Annotated in this window: 4 protein-coding genes; all 4 read right to left on the bottom strand. The window is 36.4% G+C overall.

Translation table 11 applies throughout. The features are described from left to right. Positions 1–180 precede the first annotated feature (180 nt). On the bottom strand, positions 181–1,215 hold the full coding sequence (gene comGB, locus ACVRZH_RS09920; protein ID WP_447455116.1) for a competence type IV pilus assembly protein ComGB: 1,035 nt from the start codon (positions 1,213–1,215) through the stop codon (positions 181–183). Beyond that, positions 1,148–2,095, bottom strand: coding sequence for a competence type IV pilus ATPase ComGA (gene comGA / locus ACVRZH_RS09925; protein ID WP_447455117.1), 948 nt, complete (start codon positions 2,093–2,095; stop codon positions 1,148–1,150). The genes comGB and comGA overlap by 68 nt, the downstream gene beginning before the upstream one ends. A gap of 52 nt (positions 2,096–2,147) precedes the next feature. Next, positions 2,148–2,525 (bottom strand): DUF1033 family protein, encoded by a 378-nt coding sequence (locus ACVRZH_RS09930; protein ID WP_447455118.1) that lies wholly within the window; start codon positions 2,523–2,525, stop codon positions 2,148–2,150. Positions 2,526–2,741: 216 nt separating this feature from the next. Further along, positions 2,742–2,994: IS200/IS605 family transposase (tnpA, locus tag ACVRZH_RS09935; protein ID WP_447455119.1), on the bottom strand; the 253-nt coding region annotated here is incomplete at its 5' end.

Here is a 2,994-nt window from a genome sequence, read left to right on the forward strand (position 1 = left end):
TTGAATATGACAAGCAAAAAAACGTGGTTAACCTCTTGATTGACAGAGTGTTTGTAAAAAAAGGCCATATAAAAATAAAGTGGAAAATTTAATGGCCGAAAACACTAATTTAAAGTACACGTATTTCTAAAAGAGTAAACCCTTTAACCGTTTTATATTTAAGTGTTTTAAGCATTTTTGTCATAAACTAATCTCCATATTTTGATACATTGGCAAAAGCATTGCCGCATAAACCATGACTATCATCATCGCAACTAAGATAAAAATAATCGGTTGAATAAGTTGTGTGGTGCGTTGCAACTTGTAAAAGAACATCTCCCAAGTTTCATCAGCATAAATAGCCAATTCGCTTCCAAGTTTTGATTTGACTTGCCCATACTCAATCATCAAAGCCAACTCCTTCAAAAAGAAGGGATACGAGGACACTTTATCATGAAATTCCTGACCTGATAAAAGTGCTTTACCCATATCAACACCTATCTCTTGAAATAAACGCGAGGGTTGATCTTGCATGAGTTTGACAATTTGCATCATTTCCAAACCCTGGCCAATCAAATTTCCCCATTCTCTTGCATAAAAAGCTGTCAAATATAACCTGACTAACGGGCCAAACAATGGGTATCTTGAAACAGTACTCCAAAATGATAAAGAGGACACTTTTTTCCAAATGCTATAAATCAAAATCCCTATCAATACCAAAACAAATAATCCAGAGATAAATAGCGTCGGGAAATGACTAATCAAGGTTATCAATACTGACTCCTCTTCCATTTGAGGAATCAAGTACTGTCGCAATCCCAACATAATAATCATCAAAAAGACTAATAAGATTAAGGGATAAGTGACCACTTCGATGAGTTTTTTCTTCATCTGGAGCAAGTTAGCTAGATAGGCTTGTATCGTTAGCATACTCTTTTCAAGATGACCATGTTGATCTGCCAAGGATAACTGTGTCACAACATCTTTTGAAAAACCTAATCCTTCTAGAATATGGGCTAAGGACGCCCCAGACAACAATCCTGCTCTCATCTGTCTAGTGTAAGCAATATCTAGTAAGGAACTTCTTTCCAAAAAATCAACGATTTCTGACAAATGAAAACCACTAGACAAGAGGTTACTAAAGAGCTGAATAACTTTTTTCTGGCGTTTAAGTGGTAATCGTTTCACTGATTTTTTGCCACTCAGTGATATGTCCTTCGTCAAACAATTGACCAATCTGCTTATTCCACTCTTTTGATGAATGGTTTTCAAAATCTGATTCTGCAAAATCAACTAGTCCGCCTCCTCCAATTAATCTCTGATAAACAATACCTCTCAGACTATTTTCTAATTCTTCCTTGCTGACTCCCAACTCCATTAAACGTGCATAAACGCCTGGAATACTCTTGGCATGAATAGTTGAAAACACCGTTGTTCCTGTTAAACTAGCCCTCATAACTGCTCTAGCTGTCTGACTATCTCTAATTTCACCAATAATTAAAACATCTGGTCTATGACGAAGAGATAACTTAATCAGGTTATCGTAAGTCAACTCAATACTGTCATTCAACTGTAACTGTAGCATATTATCCTGCTTAATTTCCACAGGGTCTTCAATCGTAATAACCTGTTTGTTAGGAAACTTTTGCTTAACCAAATGATACATGAGAGTCGTCTTACCACTCCCAACTGGTCCGGAAAAAAGATATAAGCCTCTTTCTTTTATGAGCGATAACAGGTTTTCTGCACCTTGATTCCAAAATCTCAACTTGTGTTGATTATTGAAATCAAATAACAAACGAATCACTAAGCTTTCAAAACTGCGATAATCCCCTACAGTTGATAACCGTAAGGAAACCATCTCACTTTCTGTATATTGATAGTCACATGAGCCAACTTGCGTACGGCGTTTTTCTCCTACATTCATCCCTGCAACAAATTTGAAATGGCTAATAAGGCTTGACATTTCTTCATGAGAGTAATTCTTCATAAAACGTCGCTCATCCCCAATTCTCATGTAGACTTCATACTCATTCTGTTTAGGAATAATATAAATATCCTGAGCATTAGATATCACTGCATCCTGAATCAATGCTCTTCCAAGTTCTTGAATCATAAGTCCTCCTTAATTAGTTATTCGTAAAGCACTAAAAAAAGACTGACTCTCATCAATCTTTTTTGATATTAATTGTGACACAACTTGATAAACTCTGTGTATTAGCATTAGCCTGTTCATATTTTTCGCTACACTTTTCTATAGGAAGGACTTCATTATCTTTAAGCAACATCAAAGATGAATATTGCTGCAATGACTCTCCACACTCCTCACACCAACGTTGTTTTTTCCGATCCCAAAAAACAGCTAAGAAATCTTTTCTACTTTGGTAATAAGGATATTTCTCGCGTAATACCTGCCACTTGCTATCAAAGCAAGCCAACGCGTCTTGATAGGTCTCAAAGTCTTGTCTCTCAACAATATCTTCCTGCCAATCTTCTAGGAACCACCAGGGTTCAAAATCTCCATATAATTCAATAACCTGATACATCCATAGATACCTCACTTTTCAATTATTATAACCAAAATCAAGGTAAATAGGAATTATTCTGCTCATGCTTTTCAGGCAAAATCATAACCACCCGTCAAACGGGTGGTTTGAACAAGGGCTATAAGCCCACATCACCAGCCAGCGCCTAAAGACGCTGGCTTTCACTTTGTTCAAGCCTAATCGCTTTTGACTCGTCACTTGCCTCTTAAAGAGGCGTTAGTATTTCTTACCATCATCCCTAAAGGGATCTTCATACTCTTTCACACTCAATTTATCAAGTGCTATATCATGTTTTTCCTGTTCTTGTATATATTTCTTAATTGTGGCTTCATTAAGTCCAATCGTACTTACATAATATCCCTCTGCCCAAAAATGGCGATTGCCAAATTTGTATTTGAGATTCGCGTGTTTATCAAACATCATAAGAGCACTTTTACCTTTTAAATAACCCATGAAACTTGAAACACTT

Source organism: Streptococcus fryi (genome assembly GCF_053206505.1).

What these genes read in the sequence shown, in the direction of transcription:
- comGA (WP_447455117.1), bottom strand. Translation starts at nt 2,095, where the DNA reads ATGATTCAAGAACTTGGAAGAGCATTGATTCAGGATGCAGTGATATCT.
- ACVRZH_RS09930 (WP_447455118.1), bottom strand. Translation starts at nt 2,525, where the DNA reads ATGTATCAGGTTATTGAATTATATGGAGATTTTGAACCCTGGTGGTTC.